Below are 26,193 nucleotides of genomic sequence, written 5' to 3'. Positions count from 1 at the left end.
CCGCTCTATATCAAGGATCTTATCTATGTTAGAACTCGGAAAACTTCTTACCGCTCTTATCGCACCACCTCTTAATACCTTTGTATTACTGATTATTGCAACGATTCTTTATCGTGTTCATTTCAAAAAATTAGCCAAATTTCTTGCGATTATAAGTTTCACTTGGCTTTATATCATGAGTGCGCCTTTTACTGGTTTATTGCTAACAGATAATGATGACATTCCAGCCCTTACCCTAGATGAGTATAAACAAGCTCAAGCCATCGTCATATTAGGCGGTGGATCTTACCCAACCAAAGAGCTGTATGCAGAAACGGCTTCTGGCGCACCACAACTAGAACGTTTACGTTATGCGGCATTTTTACAAAAGGAAACGGGCTTGCCTATTTTAACCACGGGCTATTCTTTGATAGGCATTTCTGAAGGCTATTTAATGGCAAAAGAACTTAACCAATTCTTTAATGTGCCAACACAATGGATCGAAAATAAAGCCCGTAATACGGAAGAAAATGCCAGTTTCACTAAAAATATTTTAATTAAAGATCATATTCAAAAAATTATTTTAGTAACAAATCAATGGCATATGAAACGAGCCAAATATCTTTTTGAAAAACAAGGATTTGATGTACTTCCTGCTGCTGCAGCAAGCTATGGCAGCAAAGGAAATCTATCTGCAAAATCTTTTATTCCTGACTTAGGTGCGTTAAATAGCAATATGGTTTTATTAAAAGAGTGGATTGGTTATTGGAAAGCCCATTATGTAGAATAATTTGCTTATAAAACTCGATGACTTGTTGTTTGAAAAGAAAATTGTATTTGCTCATAAAAAATCTGCACCTTAGTTAGTTGTTTAGTCCAACTTTTGGAGTGCAGATCAATTCAAGGCTTTTTTATTATATTCAACATTTTATCTATAAGAAAAACCGAATCCCATAGAGATTCGGCTTTAATTATATTGTGTTTGAAAATTATACTTTCTGTATTATGACTTACGCTAATTCCGCACGTAATTTTTTGGTTACATCCACCATCACTTTTAATTGGTCGATGGTTTCTGTCCAACCACGTGTTTTTAAACCGCAGTCTGGGTTTACCCATAAACGTTCTTTTGGAATTACTTTTAATGCTTTGCGTAATAAGTGTTCAATTTCACCTGCGGTTGGTACACGTGGGCTGTGAATATCATACACACCTGGACCGATGTCATTCGGGTAGTTAAATTTCACGAAGGCATCTAATAATTCCATATCTGAACGTGAAGTTTCGATGGTAATCACATCCGCATCTAATGCAGCAATCGCTGGTAAGATGTCGTTAAATTCGGAATAACACATATGAGTGTGAATTTGCGTATCATCTTGCACGCCCATTGAGCTTAAACGGAATGCTTCGCCAGCCCATTGTAAGTATGCGTCCCAATCTGCACGTTTAAGTGGTAAACCTTCACGAATTGCTGGTTCATCGATTTGGATGACTTTAATGCCCGCTGTTTCTAAATCTAACACTTCATCAGATAATGCCACACCGATTTGTTTACATACGGTTGAACGTGGAATATCGTTACGCACAAATGACCATTGTAAAATAGTCACAGGGCCTGTAAGCATTCCTTTCATTACACGATTAGTTAAACTTTGTGCATATTGTGACCAACGTACTGTCATTGGCTCAGGACGAGTCACATCACCGTAAATCACTGGTGGTTTTACACAACGTGAACCGTAGCTTTGTACCCAACCAAATTTAGTGAAGGCAAAACCATCTAATAATTCCCCGAAATATTCCACCATGTCGTTACGTTCCGCTTCACCGTGAACTAACACATCTAAATCTAATTCTTCTTGGCGACGCACGACATATTCGATCTCTTTTTTCATTGCCGCTTCGTAATCTGCAAGGGATAATTCACCTTTTTTGAAACTTGCACGGGCGTGACGAATTTCAGTCGTTTGCGGGAATGAACCAATGTTTGTGGTTGGTAGAAGCGGTAAATTTAACCATGCATTTTGCTTAACAATACGTTCTGCAAATGGTGATTTACGTTGATCCGCACCTTTTGGCAAGTTTGCTAATCGTTCTGCCACTTCAGGGCGATGAATTTCTTTTGATGTTGCGCGTGCATCTGCTGCCGCTTGGCTTGCATCTAATGCCGCTTGTACAGACGCTCTACCATGATTTAAGGCTTGTTTTAATACATTTAATTCTTCTACTTTTTGTAGCGTGAAAGATAACCAGCTATAAAGTGCGGTATTTTTTTCTTTTAGTTGTACTTCCACTTCTAAATCAAATGGGGTGTGCAATAATGAACAGCTTGGTGCAATCCATAAACGCTCGCCTAATTTTGCTTTTAATGGCTCTAATACATCTAACACTTTGTTTAAGTTTGCACGCCAGATATTACGGCCTTCAATCACACCAGCTGATAATACTTTGCTGTAATCTTCAAATGCTGCAAGTTGTTCTGGTGCACGAACTAAATCTAAATGTAAGCCCGCAACAGGTAAAGCTTTTAATAACTCAGCGTGTTCTGCAACGGAACCAAAATAAGTAGCTAATAATAATTTTGCATTCACTTTGCTTAATTCAGCGTAAACAGATTTATAAGCTTCAACCCATTCTGCAGGTAAATCTAATGCTAATGCAGGTTCATCAATTTGAATCCACTCTGCACCTTCAGCTACTAATGCGTTTAAGATTTCAACATAAACAGGCACTAATTGATTTAATAAATCGAAACGGTTAAATGCTTCGCCTTTTTCTTTACCTAACCATAAGAATGTTAATGGACCAACAATCACTGGTTTGAAGTTTAAGCCTAACGCTTTTGCTTCACGGATTTGGTTTACATAATGTGCTGGATTAGCTTTGAATTGTGTATTTTTATGAAATTCAGGCACGAGATAGTGATAGTTTGTATCAAACCATTTGGTCATTTCAATCGCAAATTGATCTTTGTTACCACGTGCAAGTTGGAAATATTGATCAAGGGTTAAATTTTGACTATCAAAACCAAAACGAGCAGGAATTGCCCCTGTTGCCACTTGTAAATCTAAAATATGATCGTAGAACGTGAAATCGCCCACTGCAACGAAATCTGCATTCGCCGCAGCTTGATGTTTCCAGTTTTTTTCACGCAATGCTTTCGCTAAATCTAATAAATCTTGTTCAGATAATTCTTTACGCCAATAACGTTCTTGTGCAAATTTTAATTCACGTTTTGCCCCTACACGAGGAAAGCCTAAGATGTGTGCTGTTGTCATAATAACTCCCACTTTAAAGTAATTTTCTTAATCATTTAGACGGCTAAACGTCTATACCAATATAGAATGCTTGATCTTTATTTATTATGCAAACTTATTATTTTCAGGATTTGCATTAAATAAATTCATAATTAAACATTCCCCTATTTATTAAATAACAATGAATCAATTCAACTAATTTATCCCCTTAAAGCTAATCTCGCTTATGACTTAACAACCACCAAATCATCACAATGAAAAGCAAGCTCGGGATCAATGCGCCGAAAATGGCTGGAATACCATAAACCACGCTCATTTGTCCTAAAATTTCATTAACGACATAAAATAAGAATCCTACACAAATCCCAGTAACTATCCTTGCGCCTGCTGTCACGCTGCGTAGCGATCCAAAGATAAAAGATAAGGCTAATAACATCATTACGCCAACGGATATAGGCTGGAAAATTTTACGCCAAAACGTGAGTTCAAAACGACTCACATCTTGCCCTGTTTCACGCAGAAATGAAATGTAATGATATAAACCAGAAATAGATAATGATGTCGGGCGCAAAGAAACCGCACCTAATTTATCTGGCGTTAAACTAGTTTCCCAAGTTTCTAATAAATGATTCGTTGTAATGATTTCATCTTTTGTAATCGTTGAATGATTAACTTGACGCAATGTCCATTTAGCTTCATCTTCAGAATAACTCGCTTGGTTTGAATGTTTTAATTCTGTTAAATTATGCTGTTGATCAAAGGTATAAATATAAATATCATCTAATTTTGCATCATCCGTTACCCGCCTAACAAATACAAAATTATTACCATCTTTCGCCCACACGCCATTTTTTATTGAAAGTATAGAACCACCAGAAAGAGCCTTAGCGCGCATATCTCGTGCAAATTGTTCTGTTTGTGGAATTCCCCACTCCCCAATAATCATTGTAAATACTACTAATGGTAATGCAGTTTTCATCACGGCCATTCCAATTTTAAAGCGAGAAAATCCTGCTGATTGCATAACAACAAGTTCGCTTCTGCTAGCAAGATTACCTAGTGCAATTAATGCACCAAGCAATGCTGCCATAGGAAAGAAAGTTTCAATATCTTTCGGCATAGTTAAACCAGTAAAAATTACCGCTTGCCAAATATCATAAGTGCCTTTACCTACATTACGAAATTGTTCGACAAATTTAATAATCGCCGATAACCCCACTAAAGTCATTAAAGTAGCAAAAATCGCGCCAAGAATACTTTTTCCAATATAACGATCAAGGGTATTTATCATTTTGCCGATCCTTTCTGACTAAATAAATAGCGAAATTTATACATTATTTTACTGTCCCAGCTATTCAACACCACCGCAAGTAAGAAAAATCCGATATTAACAAGCGGCATTAAGAGTTCAGCCTCTAATTTTCCCGCTGCACCTGCAGATTTAAAAGAGCTTTGTAACAAGAAATAAATTAAATAGAGTAAAAGTGCGGGTAAAATTTTGGCAAATCTACCTTGTCGAGGATTTACGCGACTTAATGGTACAGCAATCAATGCCATTAATGGCACTGCCAAAATTAAGGTAATACGCCAATGCAATTCAGCTTTCGCAGAAGAAGAATCTAAATCGATAAGTTGAGATAATGTTAATTCTGCTGCTTCATCATTGGTATTTTCTGCTGCTTGATAACCTAAATAGGCGCGATATTCATCAAAATGTGTAATGCGAAAATCTGGCAAAACAGAAGTTCCTTCAACCCTTTTTGTATTTTTCAAATTTAATACTTGATCGCCATTTGGTAACGCAATTAATTCCCCTTTTTCAGCCGTTACCACTGAAGGTTTTGTTTGTTTTTGAGGAGTCATTTGAAATAAATAAACATTGCGGATTTGGTTATCTTTAATCTTATCAATAAATAACACAACGTTATTGTTGTTGGTAGAAATAAACTGACCTGAAGACAGCACGCCAACGGTTGGATTAGCCTTTGCATCTTCCACTATATTCACTTGTTTTTGAATTGCCCAAGGCGAAAGCCATAATGCGTTATAAGCGGCAATACCTGCTGTTAATAAAGACATCAGCAATGCCACTTTAACCAAAATCCGTTGCCCCACACCGCAGGCACGCATCACTGTGATTTCACTTTCAGCGTAAAGGCGACCAAAAGTCAGTAAAATTGCAATAAATAAACATAGCGGCAACATCAACTGAGCCATTGTCGGCATTCCTAAGCCTAATAAAGAGAAAACCAAATCAGCTGGCACATTCCCATTTGCCGCCGCACCTAATACACGTACAAACTGCTGACTAAAAAAAATCAATAGCAAAATTAGTAAAATTGCGATTTGGCTTTTGAAAACTTCTTTTATTAAATATCGAATTAAAATCATCTTATTTCGTTTGTTTTTCTAAATCTAAACGGGGGGAAAACTGGATAAAATCGGTCGCGTATGATACCTTATTTTCGCTGAATTAAACAGAAATTTAAGGACAACAAATGAAATATCAAGCAAAAAATACCGCACTTTCTCAAACCACTGATTGCATTGTTTTAGGCGTCTATGAAAATAATGAATTTTCAAAAAGTTTTAATGAAATCGATCAATTAACCCAAGACTATTTAAACGATTTAGTGAAATCAGGTGAGCTAACTGGAAAATTAGCCCAAATCGTTTTACTTCGTGATCTTCAAGGTTTATCTGCTAAACGCGTATTAATCGTTGGCTGTGGCAAAAAAGGAGAACTCACGGAGCCTCAATATAAACAAATCATCCAAGCTGTATTAAAAACGCTAAAAGAAACCAACACACGTGAAGTTGTTTCTTATTTAACTGAAATTGAATTAAAAGATCGCGATCTTTATTGGAATATCCGCTTTGCCATTGAAACGATTGAACACACTAATTATCAATTTGATCATTTCAAATCTCAAAAAACGGAAGCCTCTGTTTTAGAATCCTTCATCTTTAATGCGGATTGCGAACAAGCACAACAAGCCATTGCTCACGCCAATGCCATTAGCTCAGGCATAAAAGCAGCACGCGACATCGCAAATATGCCGCCAAATATCTGCAACCCTGCTTATCTTGCTGAACAAGCAAAAAATTTAGCAGAAAATTCTACCGCACTTTCATTGAAAGTTGTGGATGAAGAAGAAATGGCAAAACTTGGAATGAACGCTTATCTTGCCGTCTCAAAAGGCTCTGAAAACCGTGCTTACATGTCTATTTTGACATTCAATAATGCGCCAGATAAAAACGCAAAACCAATTGTACTTGTCGGCAAAGGATTAACCTTTGATGCGGGCGGTATTTCACTTAAACCTGCCGCTGACATGGATGAAATGAAATATGACATGTGTGGGGCTGCCTCTGTCTTCGGCACAATGAAAGCCATTGCAGAGTTGAATTTGCCATTAAACGTTATTGGTGTTTTAGCTGGTTGCGAAAATCTGCCTGATGGCAATGCTTATCGCCCAGGCGATATTCTTACCACTATGAATGGTTTAACCGTAGAAGTTCTTAATACTGATGCGGAAGGTCGATTAGTGCTTTGTGATGCCCTTACTTATGTTGAACGCTTTGAACCAGAGCTTGTTATTGATGTTGCAACCTTAACGGGGGCTTGTGTGGTTGCGCTTGGGCAACACAATAGTGGCTTGGTTTCTACAGATAACGATCTTGCCAATGCACTACTCCAAGCCGCAACAGAAACTACTGACAAAGCGTGGCGTTTACCATTAAGCGAAGAATATCAAGAGCAACTGAAATCGCCTTTCGCCGACCTTGCCAATATTGGGGGTCGCTGGGGTGGCGCAATTACTGCTGGTGCATTTTTGTCTAACTTCACGAAAAAATATCGCTGGGCACATTTAGACATTGCAGGTACGGCTTGGTTACAAGGCGCAAATAAAGGTGCAACTGGTCGCCCAGTTTCGCTATTAACCCAATTTTTGATTAATCAAGTTAAATAACCAAAAAACGAGGCACACGTTGCACCTTTAAATCGATTACTCTGCTAATTCGGTTTGCTCGTGTGCCATTAGTTCCTGACCCACATCATCAAGCAAACTTAAATAACGTTCATATTGTTTCAACATATCAGCAATCAATTCATCTTGATCCATATATTGAACATCGTAACCTACTCGTCCATCAAAAAAATAAGCGTAAGGTTCATAAGTAGTGCTATGCTGAATGTGCGGTAAATTTTCATCGTTAATTAATTGCTCTGACACTTCTCGCCCAACAGATCTAATACCATACATAAAATCTCTCATTGATTCTTTATGAATTACCAATTCCAAAGCTGGCTCTTCTTGTTCAAATAATCTGTTGATTTCTACACTTAAATTATATTTTCCTGTTAATTCTTGACGTAATTCTCGCATAGCGGGTAACGCCGTATTTTTAAGAAAACGTAAAATATCTTTCTCTTGCGTTTGGTTCATCATTTGCTCTAAATGTGATTTCCATTTATCGCCGCTCCAGAAAATGCTAGTTGGATTGACTTTAGTAGAAAAATATTTTTTATCCGCAATTAAGCCTTTCCATAAACTAAAACACATTACCAACATCAATAAAGCAAAAGGCAAGGCAACAATTAATGTCATTGTTTGCAAATTAGCAAGTCCACCAGATTGCATAAGTACAATCGCAACAACTGACATTAACGTTCCCCACATTATGGCTTGCCACGCAGGCGAAGCTAAACTTTTATCTCGAGATGCGATATTATTTAACACATAAATGCCTGAATCCGCTGAAGTGATAAAAAACAATGAAATCACTAATAAACTCACAAAGCCTGTTACTGTTGGCAAAGGCAGATAATTTAAAAATTTAAATAATAAAATTTCTGGGGAAGAAATAAATTCGCCAAGCCCGCCCGCAGCAATGCCATCATTTAGCCATACTGCTGTATTACCAAAAACAGTAAACCATAAAATACCAAATAAACTTGGAATAACTAATACACCAAAAATAAATTCACGGATAGTTCGTCCTTTAGAAATACGGGCAATAAATAAACCCACAAACGGAGCCCAAGAACACCACCAAGCCCAATAAAGCACAGTCCATCCACTAAACCAGCTAGTATGTTCTTGTTCATAAGCATAGGTTTTAAAACTGAGTTGCACTAAATTGCTGAAATAATTCCCCATATTGTCGCTAAATGCAGATAAAAGGTATAACGTAGGTCCTGCAATTAAAACAAAGAGAAGTAAACAAAATGCTAAAGTTAAGTTAATTTCACTTAATATTTTCACGCCTTTTCCAACACCAGAAATAGCAGAAAACACCGCTAAACACATCACCACAACAATAACGCCAACTTGTAAAGCAAAGCTGTTCTGGCTTATCCAACCTATTTGTTCAAGTCCTGCACCAAGCTGTGATGAACCGAAACCTAATGTAGTAATAATCCCAAACAATGTGGCAAGTAATGCCATAACATCAATCGCATCGCCGATTTTGCCATTAATACGATCTTTTAATAAAGGATAAAAACAAGAGCGCAACGCTAAAGGTAATTTATAACGAAACCCAAAATAAGCTAATGCTAAAGCAATGGTGCCATATACTGCCCACGCGTGAATGCCCCAGTGGAACAGAGTATGAAGTAAAGCCTCTTGTTGTTTATGTTCTGCAGAACCTGCTGTAATGTCAGAAAGATAATGGGTTAATGGTTCTGCTACGCCAAAAAACATCAACCCCACCCCCATTCCAGCGGCAAATAACATCGCAAGCCAAGATAAGAAACTAAATTCAGGTTCTTCTTCATCCTGCCCTAGTTTTATATTGCCAAGACTACTGACTGATAAAATTAATAAAAATCCTAAAAACACTGAAAAAGTGAGTACATAAAACCAACTAAAATTAGCAAAAATACCACTTTTAGCTTGATTCAATAATGCCTGTGTTTGCTCTGGCGCAATAAAAATCATTGCCATCAGTAACAACACAAAAAATAATGTAACGCCAATTACCAAAGGATTAAATGACGTTCTCTTTGTCATAAATTGAGATAAAGACAAACTTTTCCCCTTAACGATTAAGTGAATAGATTTAATAAAAATTGCCTAGAGGCAAAAATGTGTAATGGAACCACTACAAAGGACAGCACATAGAAATGCGATTTTGAAGGAAACGTTCAGTAGGAATTGAAGGATTGTTTCCAAAAACTTGTATATATTAACAAAATACAGCCATTATTTCAAATTAGCGAAAGCTAAAGTGAAAAGTGCGGTAAAATTTACAAAATAATTTACCGCACAAATATCATTTATTTTAAAGCCATTTCTACAAGGATATTATTGCTTTTAAGCCAATTCTTCTCCCCTCTTTTACAACGTTTTCTAACCGCACTTTAAATCCGTGTAATTCCGCAATTCGCATAACAATAGAAAGCCCCAAGCCACTTCCCTTTTCATTTTGCCCAGCTGGACGATAAAAACGCTGTCCAAGTTTTTTCAAATCTTCAGGTTCAACGCCACCACCATTGTCCTCAATAATAATCTGTGAGGATGAAATTTTTACTGAAACGATTGTATCTTCAGGACAATATTTAATAGCATTGTCGAGTAAATTTCTAAGCATCAATGAAACTAAAATTGATTGCCCTTGTTTTTGCTTTGGTTCAGTTTCTTTCTCAAAAACCAAGGTAATTTTACGTTTTTCTGCCACAAAATAACGCTCAGAAATTAATGATTGAACAATAGCTTCCCAATCAAGCAGCTGTAGTGTTTCTAAGGCTTGCAAATTATCCAAGCGGGAAAGCGTTAATAATTGTTCAATCAATTGCGAAGCCCGATCAATGCCTTGCGTTAAATGTAAAAGTGCTTGTTCTCGTAACGCTACATCATCGCCAGCTAGTTGTGCAACTTCAGTTTGAATACGCAATGCCGCCAATGGACTACGCAATTCGTGAGCTGCATCAGAAGTAAAACGGCGTTCGCGTTGCAACATAGCTGAAGTGCGGTCAAAAAATTGATTTAAATTTTTTACTAAGGGTAAAATCTCAACAGGTAGCCCCTCCGTATTCAGCAATGACACATCGCCAGATTTTCTCGTTTGTACTTCTTGGCTTAAACGTTTAATCGGTCGAAGTTCTTTATGAATCAACCATCCTAAAACAATGATCAAAATAGGCAAACTGGCAAACCAAATCCACATTTGCCCAAAAATCATTTCTTCAATTAAATCTTCACGGTAATCTAATTCTTGCCCTACTGCGATAACTAATTCTCCATTAGCTGCCGTACGCCAAAAAATTCGCCATTTATCGTCATCATCATAAATATTCGCATTATGAAACCCCATTTTATTATTAAAAATAAAACGTTTTCCATTTCGTCCATCACTAAATAAAAGTTTCCCTGTTTGAGAAAAAATAGCAAAGGCTAAGGCATCATCGTCATAACTTTTTTTTAATGCCGACTGTGAATTTTTATCTAGCTTTGTGCTAGATTCCAACAAAATAGCACTTAAATCAGAATTAGCGAGCCGTTCGGCAAAGAGAACTTGTTGTGCATCAAAAACTTTATTCACATCGTGACGTACTTGCCACCAAGCCACAAGCGTAGAACCAAACCAAACTAAAAGTGCGGTTAAAGAAAGCACGGAAATAAGACGCAAAGTGAGACTTCTATTTTTCATTTTTCAACTTGTCCCAGCGCATAACCAACACCGTGTACTGTTCGAATAAATTGTTTCCCCAATTTTTGGCGTAAATTATAAATATGCACATCCAATGCGCCACTGCTAATTTCTTCATCCCAACTGGATAATTTTTCTTCAATCGATGTGCGAGACAACACACGATCTTTATTCAACATAAATAATTCTAATAATTTATATTCACGGCTTGTTAAAGAAATGGGTTGATTATTCAGCCAAACGGAACGTTGATTCTGATCAAGCTTAACACCAGACTGTTCTATTACCGAATGATGATGTCCATAACGACGACGAATAAGGGCTTGTAAACGTGCGGCGACTTCAGCCAAAGCAAAAGGCTTGCAAAGATAATCATCTGCACCACTTTGTAAACCTTTAACTCGTTCATCTAAAGTATCGCGAGCAGTCAAAATTAATACGGGAACATCTTGATGATTAGATCGCCATTGTTGCAATACATCTAATCCATCAAGTTTAGGCAAGGTTAAATCCAATACCACCGCATCATAAGGCGCAGAGGTTAAAGCAGCCATTCCTGTTTTTCCATCGGTAAACCAATCCACCGCAAAACCAAGTTTGGTTAAACCAATCTGCAACCCATTGCCGATTAGATTATCGTCTTCTATCAATAAAATTCTCATAAAAAATTGACCGCACTTTATAAACAAAAATAGCGAGCTAATGCCCGCCATTTTGAAAGAATGATTATTCTACTTTTTCGATACGTAATACATCAAGCTCCGCTTTCTCAAAGACTTCATTATCCAATTTTCCATAAATTTTCACTTTATCCTTAGAATCTACGTTTAAACCATTCCAAACGCGTTTTTTAATTTCAATCTTGATTTGCCCAGTCCCATCAGTAAACCAAAACTCATCGTCATCAATTTGCTGAGTGATATTCCCCACTAAAGTAATCATTGAATTATCAGCCGCAGATAAAGCTTGTTTTACACTAATTGCAGCAGGGGCTGCTTGTTGAAAACCACCTTGACTATTATTGCCATTAAAACCAGCAAATGCTGAAGTGGTTGCTAATGCGAAGATTGTTGCTAATGCAAATTTTTTCATAACGTTTCCTTTTTAAGTTAGTTAATTTCAAGCTCCATTGCTTGGATGTGTGTATTAAAACAAATAAATCTTAATAAAAGATTAAGAGGACTATACTTTTTTGAAAAGACTTTATCAAGGCAATTTTGCGACCACTGCATAGCCTTCAATTAATCCTTCCACTTCATAAGCCGCACCTGCAGTAATGAAAGCTACCTTACCTTGTTTCAAAGAAAGTGCGGTCGTTTCTGAGCGTAAATTTAACTGCCCTTTCATTACTAATAAAATACTCGCACTTTGTGCTTTTAAATGATGTGTTTCGCCACATTCATATTGAATATTTTGCAAAGCGAAATCTTTTGCTGACGTGGCGTAAGTATACCCACGGTTAATTATAGTCGTTCCTCTTTGAGGAACTTCAAACTACCCCAACGGGGGTAGCACTTAAATTAGCCTAGGGTATACTTACCCTAGGTAACTATAATAAATAAAAAATCCGCACAAAGGCGGACTTTTTTACCGTAAACAAATTATTTCTTTAAGGCTAATACCACTGATTCTCCAGCCACTACTTCGCCTGATTTTTTTACGATACAAGAAATTTCGTCCATATTTGAAATTACGATTGGTGTTAAGACAGATTTTGCTTTTGATTCTAATAGCGCAAGATCAAATTCAATCACAGTATCGCCACGCTTAACAGATTGCCCTTCTTGCGCAATACGAGTAAAGCCTTCCCCTTTTAACTCAACAGTATCAATACCAAAGTGTACAAATAATTCTACGCCTTCTTTTGATTCCATTGAAAAAGCGTGATTGGTTTCAAAAATTTTACCAATCACACCATCCACTGGCGCAACGATTTTGTTACCAATAGGACGAACAGCAACACCATCACCAACAATTTTTTCAGAGAAAACCACATCAGGAACATCTTCAATATTAACGATCTCGCCAGAGATCGGTGCATAAATTTCAACTTCCACAGATTTGTTTTCTTTTGAACCAAATAACTTGTCAAATAAGCCCATTTTAATCTCCTATCCATTCAAGATGGTTGCTATTTTAACGTAAAATCAAATACTTTTGTTTAATTTAATGAATTTTCCAGCAAAAATTCTTCAATTAATTGATCAATTTCTGCAGCAGTCGGTTTTTGTAATGCAGTATCAGCAAGCACTTTTGCATCTTGAAAATTTACATTACGGATTAATTTTTTAATTCGAGGTACAGAAATCGCACTCATACTAAATTCATCTAACCCCATACCAAGCAATAATAAAGTCGCACGTTCATCCCCTGCTAATTCCCCACACATTCCCGTCCATTTTCCTTCTGCGTGAGAGGCATCAATCACTTGTTTAATTAAACCAAGCACAGAGGGGTGCATCGGATTATAAAGATGGGAAATAAACTCATTACCGCGATCTACAGCCAAAGTATATTGGGTTAAATCGTTAGTACCGATACTAAAGAAATCTACTTCTTTTGCTAAAAATTTTGCATTTACCGCGGCAGAGGGGGTTTCTACCATTACCCCAACTTGGATATTATTATCAAACAGTCTCCCCTCTGCACGTAATTCCGCTTTTAATGTTTCAATAACCGCTTTTAATTCCCGAATTTCTTCTACAGAAATAATCATCGGGAACATCACAGCCAATTTACCAAAGGCTGAAGCACGTAACACCGCGCGTAATTGTGCATTTAAAATTTCACGGCGATCTAACGCAATGCGAATTGCACGCCATCCCAAGAATGGATTCATTTCTTTTGGTAAATCTAAATATGAAAGCTCTTTATCGCCACCAATATCCATCGTACGAAGCACGGTTAAACGTCCGTTCATTGCTTCTACCACTTGTTTGTAGGCTATAAATTGTTCTTCTTCTGTGGGAAGCTGCTCACGATCCATAAATAAAAATTCAGTTCGGTATAGCCCAATCCCTTCCGCCCCATTACGTTCTGCCCCGTCACAATCACGGATCGTCCCGATATTTGCGACGATATCAACCTTATGTCCATCCAATGTAATAGCTGGAAGATCTTTTAATTTAGCTAACTCTGCTTTTTCCTCAGAAATTTTCGCTTCAAGTGCTTTTAATTCATCAATTTGAGATGGCGTTGGATTAATATAAACTTGATTATTTATCGCATCTAAAATTAAGTAATCGCCCGTATTGACTAATTTAGTCACTTTATTTGTGCCGACAATCGCTGGCAATTCTAAAGAACGCGCCATAATCGAAGTATGGGAAGTTCTGCCACCAATATCAGTGACAACTCCTAATACTTTTTCAAGATTAAGTTGGGCGGTTTCTGAGGGAGTCAGATCATAAGCAACAAGAATTGATTCTTCTTGAATATCGCCAAGATCTACTATGTACATGCCCAAAATATTTTTAATTAAACGATTACCAATATCACGGATATCGCCCGCACGCTCTTTCAAATATTCATCATCGATCTCCGACAACATTGTGACTTGTTGATCAATAATTTTACTCGCTGCAACTGCGGTATTGACTTTATTTGAACGAAGATAATCAAGAATTTCTTCTTCTAATTCCTCATCCTCAAGAATCATCAAGTGACCTTCAAAGATCGCGGCTTTTTCTTCGCCTAAAGAAACTAATGCGCGCTCTCTGATTGAATTAAGTTGTTCCACCGTCAATGCTCGACCTTCATAAAATCGAGCGACTTCTGCGTCAATTTGATCATCAGTAATTTTTTGCGTATCAAGAACAATCTTTTCTTCTTTAAGAACAAGTGCCTTACCAAAGGCAATACCTGGGGATGCGAGAATGCCAGAAATCATAGATACCTTCCGAAATAATTAAAAAAGGGATAGATAAACAATAGCCATAAAATTTCTCAATTTTATGGCTAAGTCAGTATTATTCTAAGGTTGGAATTAAAGCAACTAAATGGTCTACAGCCTGTTGCTCATCTTCACCTTCTGCAGAAATGGTAATCACTGTTCCCTGTGTTAACCCTAATGTTTGTAGCTTAAACAAACTTTTTGCACTTGTGCTCTTACCGGCAGACGTTACTGTGATATCAGAAGAAAATGCTTTCGCTTCTTTCACAAATTGTGCTGCAGGACGAGTGTGTAAACCGTTTGGCGCGGTGATTTCAACATCTTTTGAGTACATAATGCTACCTCTACTAATTAATGGTTAAAAAATAAAAAACTAGGAAGTCGCCCTAGTATCCTTTTTCAGAACAAAATAATCAAGAATAAACACCAAAAAGCCTGAATTAAATCATAAAAATAAGCTAAATAGTTTATTTATTATTCACAATCTCAATCGTTAAACTAATGAAAAATGACGTTGTGATTTTGTTTCACTTAAACTTTCAATTAATCGATGATAGTTATCATAACGAACAGGCGAAATTTTGCCTTGCTCAACGGCTTCACGCAACGCACACCCTGGATCGCTCAAATGTTTACAATCACGGAATTTACAGGTGCCCAAAACATATTGAAATTCTCGATAGCCTTTTGTGATTTGCTCTGCATCTAAATGCCAAAGCCCAAATTCTCTAATTCCGGGCGAATCAATTAAATTACCGCCTTGTGGCAAATGGTAAAGACGTGACGATGTCGTGGTATGCTGCCCTAACCCTGATGTTTCGCTCACATCCCCTACTTGAGCGTTTACGCTAGGCAAAATATGATTAATTAAACTCGATTTACCAACACCAGATTGCCCAACAAAAATCGCCGTGCCTTGTGCCAAAATTGCGGTCAATTTTTCCATATTTTCACCGCTCTTTGCTGAAATCATTAAAATTTCATAGCCAATATCTTGGTAAATTTTAAGTTGGTCTTCAATTTCTTGACGCTGTTCCTGCGCCAGTAAATCCACTTTATTCAAAACAATGAGAGGCGTGATTCCCGCAATTTCACACACAACAAGATAACGATCGATAATATTTAAGGAAAGCGTTGGCAACACTGCTGATACAATAATAATACGATTAATATTCGCCGCAATAGGTTTCAAACCATCATAATAATCAGGGCGGGAAATTTCATTTTCTCGGGGATGGATCGCTTCAATCACGCCTCTCACACCTTGTAATTGTTCATTGCCTTTACGCCAAACAACTTTATCTCCCACCACCAAACTCGACAAGGTACGACGCAAATTACAACGATAAATTTCGCCTTGTTCATTTTCGACATCTGCATGAATCGAATAACGTGTGACCACAACGCCTTCTTGTGATTCGCCAAGCATTTCATCTGACCATTCAATGTCTTTTTTCTTATGGCGATGTAATGTTTTCGCATTATTCGATTGAATTCTTCTGGTTTGGTTTTGAGTTAATTTACGTTTAGCCATAAAAGTGCGGTCGTTTTTTCCCTTGTTTTTGGTAAAATGAAAAAAATTTTTGCATAGGATACCTGATATTATGTCATTCGATAAACAAAATCTTATTTGGATTGATTTAGAAATGACCGGTTTAGATCCGGAAAAAGAACGTATTATTGAAATTGCGACTATTGTGACAGATAAAAATTTAAATATTTTGGCAGAAGGTCCAGTATTAGCGGTTCATCAGTCTGATGAATTACTCAATAAAATGAATGATTGGTGCCAAAAAACGCATAGTGAAAACGGCTTAATTGAACGCATAAAAGCCAGCAAACTTACCGAACGAGCAGCAGAATTACAAACCTTAGACTTTTTAAAAAAATGGGTTCCCAAAGGTGCATCGCCAATTTGCGGTAACAGCATTGCCCAAGATAAACGCTTCTTAGTGAAATATATGCCAGATTTAGCCGATTATTTTCATTATCGCCATTTAGACGTGAGCACATTAAAAGAACTTGCAGCACGTTGGAAACCTGAAATTTTAGAAGGCTTTAAAAAAGAGAATACGCATTTAGCGCTAGATGATATTCGAGAATCCATTAAAGAGCTGGCTTATTATCGCGAACACTTCATGAAATTAGATTGACGAAAACTTCAACAAAAAATTTCTTTTTATGAAATTGCCCTTGCAAGCCCTAAAAATATTTGTATAATGTGGGCTCATTCACTGATGTGAACTGCGGGAATAGCTCAGTTGGTAGAGCACGACCTTGCCAAGGTCGGGGTCGCGAGTTCGAGCCTCGTTTCCCGCTCCAAATTTCAATCCCTAGCCAAAAGGCTGGGGATTTTTTCTATCTACAAAAATAGATCATCAAAATGTTAAAAAGTGCGGTGAATTTTCTCAAAAAATAAAGGCTTGTGATTTAATAACACAAGCCTTTATTTTTTATGCTTTCTTCAACCGTTTGGCACGACGTTTCATTCTTCTTACCCAACGGGTAATTCGCCATGCATGCGTAATTGAATAGACATAAAGGAAAAATAAAATGAAAAAGCCAACAAACATCGCCCACTCATTCACATAATAAACTTCCCCTAAAATACCGATAGTTGCACAAACTGCAGAAACAAACGTAATCAATAAAAAGGCTTGTCTTGATGTTAAACCCGCTCTTACCATTAAATGATGAACATGTAAACGATCTGGACGGAATGGGCTTTTACCTTTACGTACACGGCGATAAATAATCGCAACCATATCAATCAAAGGAATCGCAATAATCCAAAGTGCGGTTACTGGATTCATAGGATGCCCTTTTCCTTGCGTACTTAATAACAAAATCCAAATAATAGTAAAGCCAATTAATGTACTCCCGGCATCCCCCATAAACACCTTATATTTTGGTCCAAATGGAATCCCTAGATTGAGCATCAAATAAGGTAAAATCGATACGATTAAAGCAAAACTCCAATGCGCCATATCCATTTGCCCATCTCGATACATTAAAATACCAATCGCCGCAAAAGAAACACAAGAAAGCCCACCGAGCAATCCATCAATACCATCAATCATATTAAAGGCATTAATAATCGCAATAGTAGCAAAGACGGTAATAATCAAACCAATTGAACCAAGCGTTAATTGGAAAGGCCCTAAAATTTGACCAAGATGATCAAGATAAATATTCCCAAGATCGATCATTAAAATCGCCAATATTGCTTGAATGCCTGCTCTTAAAAAAGGGCTAATATCAAAGCGATCATCTAAAATCCCAATCGCCAATAAAACAAAAATACTGAACAAATAAAGATACGGTAATCGAAGTTGATCCCATTCCATCAAATAATAGCAAAGATTTCCAACAAAAAGCGATACGCCACCGATTAGTGGAATTGTGCCTTGATGACGTTTACGATAGTTTGGCTTATCAACTAATCCAATCCAATTGGCAAGAGGTCGCATCACAATCAATGTTAAAAATGCGCCAAGAAAAGTAACAAAAATACTCAGCATAGTGTGACCCTAAAATTTTTTGTAAAGGATAACATAAGGCAAATTTACCTAGAAATATATTTTTATAAAAAGGACTATCCAATATTTCGATACAGCACGTTACGTAATATTTCTCTTTGTTGAGAATCCAGAGCTTGCCCAAATTGGTTCGTCAAAATAAAAAAATCCTCGGCTTTTTCGCCTACGGTGGTAATTTTCGCATTTAATAAATTTAGATTTAACTCAGTAAAAATCTGGCTCACTTGGGCTAATAACCCTGCTTTATCCAAGGCAACCAGTTCCATTTGAGTATGTTCTTTTTTGTTTTCCTGTAAAAAACGCACATCGGTTTGTACAGTAAAATGTTGAAGCTGGCGATTAGGCACAATAGAAAGTGCGGGTAATTTTTCACTTTGAAGGGCTAATGTTAGGACTTGCTCTAGTTCTCGGCGACGATCAAATTCAACCAATTCTCCGTTAAGTTCTGTGATGATAAGGCTATCAAAAACATAACCATCTTGTGTCGTAATAATCTGTGCATCGTGGATACTGAATTTTTTTGCCCCAATGGTACTCACCACTTTATTAAATAAGTGCGGTTGATCTTGGCAATAAATAAACACTTCCGTGCCGCCAAGCGAAAAGCGATTACTAATTTTCACTAATAATGCCTCAACGAAATCCACCAGCAAACTTGTATGCCACGCGATTTGCTTTGGCGTATTACGAACAAAATAATCTTCAGGACAACGAGTCCATAATTTCTCAATCGAGATTGGTGCAATATCGGAATAATCCTGCGTTAAAATTTGCTGTGCAAGTTTTCGGTTTTCTGCCGATTTTTCTGAATAATCAAGCAATTCTTTCATGCCTTGTGAAAATTGCCGTCCTGTAAATTCATATAAAGAGGCAAAAAGCGAACGTTTCCAGCTATTCCATAAATTACCATTGGTTGCACAAATATCCGCCACCGTTAAACAGGTCAGATAATCTAATCGAACTTGATTTTGCACGGCTTCCGTAAAATTCATAACCACTTCAGGATCATGAATATCACGGCGTTGCGCCGTAATTGACATCAGCAAATGGGATTTTACGAGCCAAGCAAGGGTATCAATTTCTCGACGATCTAAACCATGTAATTGTGCAAAGTCTGCCACATCTTCTGCACCAAGTTCTGCGTGATCACCGCCCCGTCCTTTTGCAATATCGTGGAATAACGCCGCAATATAAAGTAAAGTGCGGTCAGAAAGTTGGCTAAAAATTCGATGAGCAATGGGGTGTTCTTCCTCACTTTCCTGTGACAGAAAACTTTCCAATTTCAACATCACGCGCAATGTATGCTCATCCACCGTATAAATATGGAACAAATCAAATTGCATTAAGCCCTCAATGGCTTGCCATTGCGGAAGATAAGCTGTTAATACACCATATTGGTGCATCGGCATAAACGCACGTTTAATTGCATTAGGTTGATTAAACAAACGCAGAAATTTTTCCCGAGCTGCAGGAATTTCGCATAATTTTTGTGATAATTGATCTAAGGAAATTTGTAATTGACGCAAAGTATCAGAATGAATATCCGCCTGCTTGTACTGCGTTAAATAAAAGAATAGATCTAAAATTCGCGCTGGTTTTTCTTGAAAAACAAAGCTATTACGCAAACATAAGGATTGGTTAATCAGTTGAAAATCATCGTCTAATTGGTCAATCACAGTATCCTGATTTGATGAAAGCACATTTTCTCGATAATGCTGAATCAACAAATTACTAATCAGCGAAATTCGGTGCAATGCTTGGAAAAAACATTTCATCATTTTTTCCACAGCTGGATTGCCTTCCCCTCGAAAGCCCAACAATTCACTAACTTTAATTTGGCGATCAAACAACAGACGATTATCGTAACGTTTCAAAATCAAATGCAAAGCGAACCGCACTTTAAATAAAAATGCACGACTTTCTTGTAGTTGCTGATATTCTTGAGGATAAATAAAACCACTTTGTAAAATAGCCTCAAGGGTCAAAGCCCCGGAATGGTGCAACGCCACCCAATACAACAAATGCAAATCACGCAAACCACCAGGGCTGAACTTAATATCTGGCTCAAGGTTATAAGCCGTATTGTGATAACGCTGATAACGTTCTATTTGCTCTTGCACTTTGGCATTAAAAAAATCCTCTTTCGACCAAAAATCAGCACGTTTTACCAATTCATTTAGCGCATCAAAGTGCGGTCGATTTCCAGTGAGAAATCTTGCTTCTAATAAATTGGTGGCAATCGTAATATCTTGTTTCCCTTCCGATTTGCATTGTGCTAAGGTTCGAACACTATTTCCCACCTCAAAACCGCAATCCCATAAAAACTGGATAAATTGAGTAATTTTTTCTTCAATCTCAGGGCTTGGGGTTTGCTCGACTAAAATCAAAAAATCTAAATCCGACAAAGGAAACATCTCACGCCGTCCATAACCGCCCACCGCAATTAAAGGAATGCCTTGCTGTTCACTTAATCCCATTTCCTGCCAAAGTTGAATCAATAAGGCATCATAAAAATCACAGCGATTTTCAATAAGCTCAAAAATGGAATAACAAGAAAAATTCTCGAGCTCAAATTGCTTGAGATTTTCTCGTTCAATTTTGACCGCACTTGGCGTTAAAGGAGAAGATAGTGTCGGAGAAAACAGCATATGAATTGCCTTTTGTTAGATCGAAGTCGTTTTATTATAAAGAAAAACAAAAAGGGCGTATATCTACGCCCTTATCTTATAATTTTATGTCAATTACACATTCACCATAATCCGTGAAATTCGACCTTCTGCAATTTCTTCATCGCGGATAGTCATTACTTCACAACCAGTTTCCGTGACAACAAGTTGATGTTCGTATTGTGCTGAATGGCTGCGATCTTTGGTTTTTACTGTCCAACCATCTCCCATTACGCGCACTTCTTTTTTGCCTGCATTAATCATTGGCTCAATGGTAAACACCATTCCGGGTTTTAAAATCACGCCGCCATCATCGGCATAATAATGCAATACTTGAGGTTCGCAGTGAAATTCCGTACCAACGCCGTGTCCGCAATATTCACGCACAACGCTGAAAGTCTGGCTTTCCGTATATTTTTGCACGGCTTTACCTATTTCATTTAAACGAATATCGGGTTTTACAGTGCGTATCCCAACATATAATGCTTCTTGTGCCGCTTCCACTAACTTTTTACTACGAATATTTGTTTCTCCGCCCACAATATACATTTTTGAGTTATCGCCAAAATAACCGTCTTTAATCACGGTAACATCAATATTCACAATATCGCCATTTTTTAACACTTTATCGTCACTTGGAATACCGTGACAAACGACTTCGTTAATGGAAATACAGGTAGCCTTTGGGAAACCGTGATAATTCAAACACGCAGGGATAACCTTTTGTTCATTTACCATATATTCATGGCAAATGCGATCAAGTTCGCCTGTGGTTACGCCTGCTTTTACGTAAGGTTCAATCATTACCAGCACATCGGAAGCCAATTTGCATGCCTCACGTAACTTTACAATTTCTTTTTCAGTTCTAATTGGAATAGCCATTTTTATCTCGCTTTTTTGAAAAAACTTTGCGAGATTATAGCACGATTTCTAGGAAAAAACTGGATTGCACTTGAATGGAGTAAAGGGTTATTAGATAATGGCGAGATTGAAATTTTAGGAAAGTAGGAAATAGTTATGATAGATGATATGGCGGTGCCACTGACATTTACTGATGCAGCGGCAAATAAAGTAAAAAGTTTAATCAGCGAAGAAGAAAATACTGATTTGAAATTACGCGTGTATATCACAGGGGGTGGTTGCAGCGGTTTCCAATATGGTTTTACCTTTGATGAAAAAGTCAATGACGGCGATTTAACCATTGAAAAATCAGGGGTTCAACTTGTGATTGACCCGATGAGCTTACAGTATTTAATTGGTGGCACTGTCGATTACACAGAAGGTTTAGAGGGTTCACGTTTTACTGTAAATAATCCAAATGCTACCAGCACTTGTGGCTGTGGTTCATCCTTTAGTATCTAAAATGGATTTTCAATTTACACATTATCAAGGCAATGTATCCGTCAAATGTTCAATGGAACACATTGCCCTTGCTAACTGGTTCAACACAGAAGTGCGGTCAAATTCAGACAAGATTTTAACCGCACTTTCTACTGCAAAATCACTTATTGAAAATCAAGAAAAAGTCTTAATTGGTGCGGAATATACGTTATTTTTAAATGCTGATGAAGTAATGGTGCGCGCCAACAATCTCGCCATTGAAACCGATGAAATTCTGGAAGACGATTTTCATTATTATGACGAAGAAAGCCTTGCTTTTTGCGGTACGCAAGATTTTATTCATTTTCTCCAATCTTATGTTGATTTTATTGCTTAACTCACTATGACTTCTCAACACTCCGCTAAAAAATCATCGAAAAACACGCCAAAAAATAACCGCACTTTTAAAGGTTTTTTACTTAAATTTAGCTTCACAGCACTTGTCTTAACGATTTTTTACGGCGGTTATCTCGATTGGCAAATTCGTTCTAAAATGGACGGTCAAATTTGGCATTTGCCTGCGGAAGTTTATAGTCGATTAGAAAGTGTGAAAATTGCCGATAATCTCGCTTTTGATGAAGTCATTCAAATTTTATTAGATAACGAATATCGCCAAACGACCATGGTTGCCGCCCCTGGCGATTTCAAATTAGAAGATGATAGCATTGTAGTGCTTCGCCGCGCTTTTCCTTTCCCCGATAAAGCAGAGCCTCAGCGAGTTTTACGCTTGCGTTTTAGCCATAATAAGTTATCTCGCATTGAAGATTTAGTCACAGTCAAAACTGTTGATGAATTTCGTCTTGCACCAAAGTTGATTGCGATGTTGCAATCAGACAACGAAGATCGCCTTGCTATTCCTTTACAAAATTATCCCCGTTTATTAATTGATACATTAATTTTAACGGAAGATCGCCGCTTTTATGAACATAATGGCATTAATCCAGTGGGGATTTTACGTGCATTAATTGCGAATATTCGTGCTGGTCAAACGGTACAGGGTGGCAGTACGCTCACTCAACAATTAGTCAAAAATTTATTTTTATCGCGCGAACGCACCATTACACGCAAAGCCAACGAAGCCTTGATGTCATTGGTTTTAGATTGGCGTTACGATAAAAACCGAATTCTCGAAACCTATCTCAATGAAATTTATCTCGGGCAAAATGGCGATACGCAAATTCACGGTTTTGAATTAGCCAGTCAATTTTATTTTGGACGTTCGATTCGTGAAATTAGCTTAGATCAAATTGCCCTTTTAGTGGGTATGGTCAAAGGCCCTTCACTTTATAATCCATGGCGTAATCCACAAAACGCGCTCGAACGTCGCAACATTGTTTTAAGGCTAATGCTTGAACATAAAATGATCGGCGATGAACTTTATCAATTATTAAGTCAGCGACCTTTAGGTGTGCAAAAGAAAGGGCAAATCTCGCGTAAATATCCTGCATTTATTCAAACTTTACAGGCGGATTTACGCCGCGAACTGGGCGAACACAAAATATCGAGCTTACTTGGTGCACGTATTTTTTCCACAATGGATTTAAAACAACAAGCTCAAGCAGAAAATGCCGTGGGCAATACCGTTTCGCAATTACAACTGAAAATGAAAAATCCCCATTTAGAGGGAGCGATGATTATAACGGATCATCGCACAGGCGAAATTCGTGCAGTAGTTGGCGGTTTACAAACGCAATATGCAGGCTTTAATCGTGCATTAATGGCAAAACGTCAGATTGGCTCTTTAGTAAAACCTTCTATTTATTTGACCGCACTTTCTAACCCAGAACAGTTCCGTTTGAATACCCCAATTAATAACCAACCAATAACAATTAATGTCAAAGGTAGCCCGCCGTGGCAGCCACGCAACTATGACAAAAAATATAGTGATTCTGTAATGTTAATGGATGCCTTAGCCCGTTCTTTAAATATTCCTACTGTGAATATTGGAATGAAAGTTGGCTTGAGCAAAGTTATTGACACGCAAAAAGCGATGGGCTGGGACAACGTGGAAATTCCTAAAGTGCCTGCGATGTTGCTCGGTTCTTATAGCATTTCGCCTTATGATGTCACAAAACTTTATCAAACCCTTGCCAATCAAGGTGGGAGAATTGCGCTTACAACCGTCGATAGTATTGCAGATCGTCAAGGTAACCTAATTTTTCAACACGATAAAAGTGCAAAACAAGTGGTGCCACAAGAAGCGGCATTCCAAACCTTATTTGCAATGCAACAAACGGTTGAACGTGGTACAGCTCGCAGTTTGCAAAAGGATTACGCTGATTTACATTTAGCAGGCAAAACAGGCACAACCAATGAATCACGCGATACGTGGTTTGTGGGAATTGACGGAAAAAATATCAGCACCGTCTGGCTTGGTCGCGATGATAATGGCGAAACAAAACTGACTGGTGCTTCTGGCGCATTGCAAATTTATAAAGATTATTTAAACCGTACAAATATTGAAAAATTAGCAATTACTCCCCCTACAACAGTGAAATGGGTGGGGATAAATCAATACGGTGACTGGGATTGTGAGAGTTATCGAACAATTCCTGTTTGGCTAAATAATGGTCAGAATTTCTGTGGCGAAACATCATCTCCCTCTCTCACGCCAACAACTGAAGCAGAAACACCACCACAAGAAAGCCTGTGGGACGTATTGGATAATCCCAATCCACCCGCTCAATAATTAAGCCGTAGGATTTACTAAATTTCCAATAATAAACATTTTCCCCCTATACTTCCCCTAACATTTCAGAGGATTTTTATTTCTTTTTAAAAATAGCAAACGTTTGCTTTATTTGATTTAAAAGTGCGGTACAATACGCGCCAGTTTTTACTTTCATACAGGTGCAAAACGATGACACAACAACTCCCTATTTTAAGTCTAAAAAAAATCTATTCAGGCAAAGTACGCGATCTCTATGAAATCGATGATAAACGCATGCTAATGGTTGCTTCTGACCGCTTATCTGCCTTTGATGTTATTTTAGATGATCCCATTCCACGAAAAGGCGAAATCCTAACTCAAATTTCCAATTTTTGGTTTAATAAACTTGCTCACATTATGCCCAATCATTTCACTGGCGACAGCGTTTATGATGTGTTACCAAAAGAAGAAGCGGATTTAATCAGAGATCGCGCCGTCGTGTGTAAACGTTTGAATCCCATTAAAATTGAATCTATCGTACGTGGTTATTTAACTGGCAGTGGTTTAAAAGATTACAAACAAACTGGCACGATTTGCGGATTAAAATTGCCTGAAGGCTTGGTGGAAGCGAGTAAATTACCCGAAGCTATTTTCACGCCATCAAGCAAAGAAGAAGTTGGCAACCACGATATAAATATCAGCTATGCAGAATGCGAAAAACTTATCGGGGCTGATTTAGCCGCACAAGTAAAAGAAAAAGCTATCGCACTTTATACCGTGGCTGCAGAATATGCACTCACTAAAGGGATTATTATTTGTGACACAAAATTTGAATTTGGTTTAGATGAAAATGGCACGCTCACTTTAATGGACGAAGTATTAACGCCAGATTCTAGCCGTTTTTGGTCTGTGGATACTTACCAAGCAGGAACAAATCCCCCATCATTCGATAAACAATTTGTGCGCGATTGGTTAGAAAATAGCGGCTGGAATAAACAAGCTCCCGTACCAAAAGTGCCAGAAAATATTATTCAGAAAACCGTTGATAAATATCAAGAAGCACTGGATTTATTAACAAAATGAAAATTAGGATTTTTTATGCACAAAGCTAAATAAAGATTTTTGCTTTTAATGTACAAAACACTAGACAAAGAGGAAAAGTGCGGTT

The 26,193-nt window shown here is 37.6% G+C and carries 22 protein-coding genes and 1 tRNA gene; 8 read left to right on the top strand and 15 right to left on the bottom strand.

What is annotated here, in order from left to right; all coding sequences use genetic code 11:
- Nucleotides 1-25: 25 nt before the first annotated feature.
- Complete coding sequence (locus DV356_RS03455) at nt 26-769, top strand: YdcF family protein (protein ID WP_118806509.1); 744 nt, start codon at nt 26-28, stop codon at nt 767-769.
- 220 nt (nt 770-989) lie between these two features.
- On the opposite strand, the gene metE is transcribed toward DV356_RS03455, so the two are convergent.
- The 3 genes from metE to lptF all read right to left on the bottom strand — a co-directional run bounded on the left by metE (nt 990) and on the right by lptF (nt 5,630).
- Nucleotides 990-3,260, bottom strand: a complete 2,271-nt coding sequence (gene metE / locus DV356_RS03450; protein ID WP_118806508.1) for a 5-methyltetrahydropteroyltriglutamate--homocysteine S-methyltransferase — start codon at nt 3,258-3,260, stop codon at nt 990-992.
- A 193-nt stretch (nt 3,261-3,453) separates the two neighbouring features.
- Nucleotides 3,454-4,530, bottom strand: coding sequence for an LPS export ABC transporter permease LptG (gene lptG, locus DV356_RS03445; protein ID WP_112103247.1), 1,077 nt, complete (start codon nt 4,528-4,530; stop codon nt 3,454-3,456).
- Nucleotides 4,527-5,630, bottom strand: a complete 1,104-nt coding sequence (lptF, locus tag DV356_RS03440; RefSeq protein ID WP_112103246.1) for an LPS export ABC transporter permease LptF — start codon at nt 5,628-5,630, stop codon at nt 4,527-4,529. The genes lptG and lptF overlap by 4 nt, the downstream gene beginning before the upstream one ends.
- Nucleotides 5,631-5,737: 107 nt before the next feature.
- Between lptF and DV356_RS03435 the strand changes: the two genes are divergently transcribed.
- Nucleotides 5,738-7,213 carry a leucyl aminopeptidase gene (locus DV356_RS03435; RefSeq protein ID WP_112103245.1) on the top strand — a complete coding sequence of 492 codons (1,476 nt, stop codon included), beginning with the start codon at nt 5,738-5,740 and terminating at the stop codon, nt 7,211-7,213.
- Between the two features lie 36 nt (nt 7,214-7,249).
- Here DV356_RS03435 and DV356_RS03430 read toward each other — a convergent pair whose 3' ends face one another.
- The 9 genes from DV356_RS03430 to rsgA form a co-directional block, all read right to left on the bottom strand.
- The gene (locus DV356_RS03430; RefSeq protein WP_112103244.1) at nt 7,250-9,277 is read right to left on the bottom strand and encodes a BCCT family transporter; all 2,028 of its coding nucleotides are present in this window, start codon (nt 9,275-9,277) and stop codon (nt 7,250-7,252) included.
- A 265-nt stretch (nt 9,278-9,542) separates the two neighbouring features.
- Nucleotides 9,543-10,898, bottom strand: coding sequence for a quorum sensing histidine kinase QseC (gene qseC / locus DV356_RS03425; protein ID WP_118806507.1), 1,356 nt, complete (start codon nt 10,896-10,898; stop codon nt 9,543-9,545).
- Nucleotides 10,895-11,560 (bottom strand): response regulator, encoded by a 666-nt coding sequence (locus tag DV356_RS03420; protein WP_014550655.1) that lies wholly within the window; start codon nt 11,558-11,560, stop codon nt 10,895-10,897. The genes qseC and DV356_RS03420 overlap by 4 nt, the downstream gene beginning before the upstream one ends.
- Nucleotides 11,561-11,624: 64 nt before the next feature.
- Nucleotides 11,625-11,990 carry a YgiW/YdeI family stress tolerance OB fold protein gene (locus DV356_RS03415; protein WP_005654345.1) on the bottom strand — a complete coding sequence of 122 codons (366 nt, stop codon included), beginning with the start codon at nt 11,988-11,990 and terminating at the stop codon, nt 11,625-11,627.
- A 114-nt stretch (nt 11,991-12,104) separates the two neighbouring features.
- A complete protein-coding gene (locus tag DV356_RS03410; RefSeq protein WP_005649971.1) occupies nt 12,105-12,317 on the bottom strand; it encodes a hypothetical protein in 213 nt (70 codons plus the stop codon).
- 182 nt (nt 12,318-12,499) lie between these two features.
- Nucleotides 12,500-13,000, bottom strand: a complete 501-nt coding sequence (gene crr / locus DV356_RS03405) for a PTS glucose transporter subunit IIA (protein ID WP_005654343.1) — start codon at nt 12,998-13,000, stop codon at nt 12,500-12,502.
- A gap of 59 nt (nt 13,001-13,059) precedes the next feature.
- Nucleotides 13,060-14,787 carry a phosphoenolpyruvate-protein phosphotransferase PtsI gene (gene ptsI, locus DV356_RS03400; protein ID WP_118806506.1) on the bottom strand — a complete coding sequence of 576 codons (1,728 nt, stop codon included), beginning with the start codon at nt 14,785-14,787 and terminating at the stop codon, nt 13,060-13,062.
- A 79-nt stretch (nt 14,788-14,866) separates the two neighbouring features.
- Nucleotides 14,867-15,124, bottom strand: a complete 258-nt coding sequence (gene ptsH, locus DV356_RS03395; protein WP_040033977.1) for a phosphocarrier protein Hpr — start codon at nt 15,122-15,124, stop codon at nt 14,867-14,869.
- 159 nt (nt 15,125-15,283) lie between these two features.
- Nucleotides 15,284-16,324 carry a small ribosomal subunit biogenesis GTPase RsgA gene (rsgA, locus tag DV356_RS03390; RefSeq protein WP_118806505.1) on the bottom strand — a complete coding sequence of 347 codons (1,041 nt, stop codon included), beginning with the start codon at nt 16,322-16,324 and terminating at the stop codon, nt 15,284-15,286.
- A 70-nt stretch (nt 16,325-16,394) separates the two neighbouring features.
- Between rsgA and orn the strand changes: the two genes are divergently transcribed.
- Nucleotides 16,395-16,943 carry an oligoribonuclease gene (orn, locus tag DV356_RS03385; RefSeq protein WP_005694199.1) on the top strand — a complete coding sequence of 183 codons (549 nt, stop codon included), beginning with the start codon at nt 16,395-16,397 and terminating at the stop codon, nt 16,941-16,943.
- A gap of 93 nt (nt 16,944-17,036) precedes the next feature.
- Nucleotides 17,037-17,112: transfer RNA gene (locus DV356_RS03380), tRNA-Gly, on the top strand.
- 131 nt (nt 17,113-17,243) lie between these two features.
- Here DV356_RS03380 and wecA read toward each other — a convergent pair.
- The 3 genes from wecA to map all read right to left on the bottom strand — a co-directional run bounded on the left by wecA (nt 17,244) and on the right by map (nt 21,877).
- On the bottom strand, nt 17,244-18,311 hold the full coding sequence (wecA, locus tag DV356_RS03375; RefSeq protein WP_005688044.1) for a UDP-N-acetylglucosamine--undecaprenyl-phosphate N-acetylglucosaminephosphotransferase: 1,068 nt from the start codon (nt 18,309-18,311) through the stop codon (nt 17,244-17,246).
- A gap of 74 nt (nt 18,312-18,385) precedes the next feature.
- On the bottom strand, nt 18,386-20,977 hold the full coding sequence (gene glnD / locus DV356_RS03370; RefSeq protein ID WP_118806504.1) for a bifunctional uridylyltransferase/uridylyl-removing protein GlnD: 2,592 nt from the start codon (nt 20,975-20,977) through the stop codon (nt 18,386-18,388).
- A gap of 93 nt (nt 20,978-21,070) precedes the next feature.
- Nucleotides 21,071-21,877 (bottom strand): type I methionyl aminopeptidase, encoded by an 807-nt coding sequence (gene map, locus DV356_RS03365; RefSeq protein WP_005649958.1) that lies wholly within the window; start codon nt 21,875-21,877, stop codon nt 21,071-21,073.
- A 138-nt stretch (nt 21,878-22,015) separates the two neighbouring features.
- On the opposite strand from map, the gene erpA reads away from it, so the two are divergent.
- The 4 genes from erpA (at nt 22,016) to DV356_RS03345 (ending at nt 26,108) form a co-directional block, all read left to right on the top strand.
- Nucleotides 22,016-22,357 (top strand): iron-sulfur cluster insertion protein ErpA, encoded by a 342-nt coding sequence (gene erpA, locus DV356_RS03360; RefSeq protein ID WP_171034761.1) that lies wholly within the window; start codon nt 22,016-22,018, stop codon nt 22,355-22,357.
- A gap of 1 nt (nt 22,358) precedes the next feature.
- Complete coding sequence (locus DV356_RS03355; protein WP_005667113.1) at nt 22,359-22,712, top strand: YacL family protein; 354 nt, start codon at nt 22,359-22,361, stop codon at nt 22,710-22,712.
- A gap of 6 nt (nt 22,713-22,718) precedes the next feature.
- A complete protein-coding gene (gene mrcB, locus DV356_RS03350) occupies nt 22,719-25,064 on the top strand; it encodes a penicillin-binding protein 1B (protein ID WP_118806503.1) in 2,346 nt (781 codons plus the stop codon).
- Between the two features lie 171 nt (nt 25,065-25,235).
- On the top strand, nt 25,236-26,108 hold the full coding sequence (locus DV356_RS03345) for a phosphoribosylaminoimidazolesuccinocarboxamide synthase (protein WP_012054745.1): 873 nt from the start codon (nt 25,236-25,238) through the stop codon (nt 26,106-26,108).
- The last annotated feature ends 85 nt before the right edge of the window (nt 26,109-26,193 follow it).

This window comes from Haemophilus influenzae, from assembly GCF_003494325.1.
In the GTDB taxonomy this organism is placed as follows: domain Bacteria; phylum Pseudomonadota; class Gammaproteobacteria; order Enterobacterales; family Pasteurellaceae; genus Haemophilus; species Haemophilus influenzae_I.
This window is presented reverse-complemented; position numbering and strand designations above follow the sequence as displayed.

Coding starts and splice junctions, on each gene's coding strand:
- crr (WP_005654343.1), bottom strand. CDS start 13,000: ATGGGCTTATTTGACAAGTTATTTGGTTCAAAAGAAAACAAATCTGTG.
- glnD (WP_118806504.1), bottom strand. CDS start 20,977: ATGCTGTTTTCTCCGACACTATCTTCTCCTTTAACGCCAAGTGCGGTC.
- ptsH (WP_040033977.1), bottom strand. CDS start 15,124: ATGTACTCAAAAGATGTTGAAATCACCGCGCCAAACGGTTTACACACT.
- DV356_RS03435 (WP_112103245.1), top strand. CDS start 5,738: ATGAAATATCAAGCAAAAAATACCGCACTTTCTCAAACCACTGATTGC.
- map (WP_005649958.1), bottom strand. CDS start 21,877: ATGGCTATTCCAATTAGAACTGAAAAAGAAATTGTAAAGTTACGTGAG.
- wecA (WP_005688044.1), bottom strand. CDS start 18,311: ATGCTGAGTATTTTTGTTACTTTTCTTGGCGCATTTTTAACATTGATT.
- DV356_RS03415 (WP_005654345.1), bottom strand. CDS start 11,990: ATGAAAAAATTTGCATTAGCAACAATCTTCGCATTAGCAACCACTTCA.
- ptsI (WP_118806506.1), bottom strand. CDS start 14,787: ATGATTTCTGGCATTCTCGCATCCCCAGGTATTGCCTTTGGTAAGGCA.
- DV356_RS03355 (WP_005667113.1), top strand. CDS start 22,359: ATGGATTTTCAATTTACACATTATCAAGGCAATGTATCCGTCAAATGT.
- orn (WP_005694199.1), top strand. CDS start 16,395: ATGTCATTCGATAAACAAAATCTTATTTGGATTGATTTAGAAATGACC.
- DV356_RS03345 (WP_012054745.1), top strand. CDS start 25,236: ATGACACAACAACTCCCTATTTTAAGTCTAAAAAAAATCTATTCAGGC.
- DV356_RS03420 (WP_014550655.1), bottom strand. CDS start 11,560: ATGAGAATTTTATTGATAGAAGACGATAATCTAATCGGCAATGGGTTG.
- lptG (WP_112103247.1), bottom strand. CDS start 4,530: ATGATAAATACCCTTGATCGTTATATTGGAAAAAGTATTCTTGGCGCG.
- lptF (WP_112103246.1), bottom strand. CDS start 5,630: ATGATTTTAATTCGATATTTAATAAAAGAAGTTTTCAAAAGCCAAATC.
- DV356_RS03455 (WP_118806509.1), top strand. CDS start 26: ATGTTAGAACTCGGAAAACTTCTTACCGCTCTTATCGCACCACCTCTT.
- rsgA (WP_118806505.1), bottom strand. CDS start 16,324: ATGGCTAAACGTAAATTAACTCAAAACCAAACCAGAAGAATTCAATCG.
- qseC (WP_118806507.1), bottom strand. CDS start 10,898: ATGAAAAATAGAAGTCTCACTTTGCGTCTTATTTCCGTGCTTTCTTTA.
- metE (WP_118806508.1), bottom strand. CDS start 3,260: ATGACAACAGCACACATCTTAGGCTTTCCTCGTGTAGGGGCAAAACGT.
- mrcB (WP_118806503.1), top strand. CDS start 22,719: ATGACTTCTCAACACTCCGCTAAAAAATCATCGAAAAACACGCCAAAA.